The 1,201-nt window shown below is 59.9% G+C and carries 1 pseudogene; it reads right to left on the reverse strand.

The annotated features are described in order from the left end of the window. A pseudogene (locus ABT116_RS48150) lies at nucleotides 1–960 on the reverse strand (alpha/beta hydrolase); the annotation flags it as partial. Nucleotides 961–1,201 lie beyond the last annotated feature (241 nt).

Here is a 1,201-nt window from a genome sequence, read left to right on the forward strand (position 1 = left end):
CCGTGCGCAGCCTTCTGCTTACCGGCACGTACCACAAACACCCGCCCGTGTTCCTGATCTCCTGCGACGAGGACATTGTCCGAGAGAACCATTCCCGCTACGCGTACCGATGTGACATCGACGCCGGCTTCGCGGAGCCTGTTCGCGTACTGTTCGCCTTCGTCTCGCAGGACGTCGGCTTCGTCGGTGATGACCAGCGTGGTCGGAAGTCCAGCTAGTTCGTCGAGGGAAGCCTGTAGGGGTGATGCGTGCACTTCTGCACGCTGCGCGGGGTTTGACGTGTATGCGTCCCAGAACCACTTCATTCCGTCACGAGTGAGGTAGTAGCCCTCGGCGAATTGCAGGTAGGACGGAGTATCGAAGTCCGCGTTGGTGACTGGGTAGAGCAACACCTGTGCTTTGAGGTCGATACCTCCACGTTCTTTGTTCATGAGGGCGAAGACCGCGGACATGCATCCACCGACCGACTCTCCGGTCACCGCGATGCGGGAAGTATCCAGGCCGTGCTCGGCACCATGTTCGAGTACCCACTGGCCCACCGCATAGTTCTGTTCGACTTGCGTCGGATATTGTGCTTCGGGTGCCCGGTCGTAGACGGGGAAATACTCCAGCTGCGCCGGCGCCTACTGCCAGTTCGCGAAACAGTCGATCGTGCGTCTTGTCGTCTCCGAAAACCCATCCAGCGCCATGGATGTAGAACACCACCGGCAGTGGCCCGGTGATGCCCTTCGGTCGAATGATGCGGGTGCGGACAGTTCCCCATTGGCCTGCATCGACGTCTACCCACTCTTCGTCGACATCGGGTCGTGCTACGCCGTCGCCGCTTTGTAGGTCCCGCAGTATCTTTCGTCCTTCTTCTGGTGGCACTTCGTAGATCCGGGGGTGGGGGTCGGTGGCCTCGCACAGCTCCTTTGCTGCCGGTTCGAGGTACGGGGCAATTGGTGATGGTAGTTCGGGCATGTCAGGGGTGGCCTTTCGGATTCGAAGGGTAGATGTGATCGAGCGGTCAGGATTGATCTTTCGCAACTCGGACCAGAAGTGCCGGTACGTTCGATGTGCGTGGACTCACAAGGGGGTAAACCTGCTGTGTAACACTAAGTTTCGCGCTTCAATTGCATCGGGTGGTCGTTATGTCACCTCCGCACTGCCGACGAGTGGTCGACGGTCGGTTGAGTGAGGGGCCGAGCAGCAGCGGGGGAGC

The sequence above is a fragment of the Streptomyces sp. NPDC002130 genome (assembly GCF_040296465.1).
GTDB lineage: Bacteria > Actinomycetota > Actinomycetes > Streptomycetales > Streptomycetaceae > Streptomyces.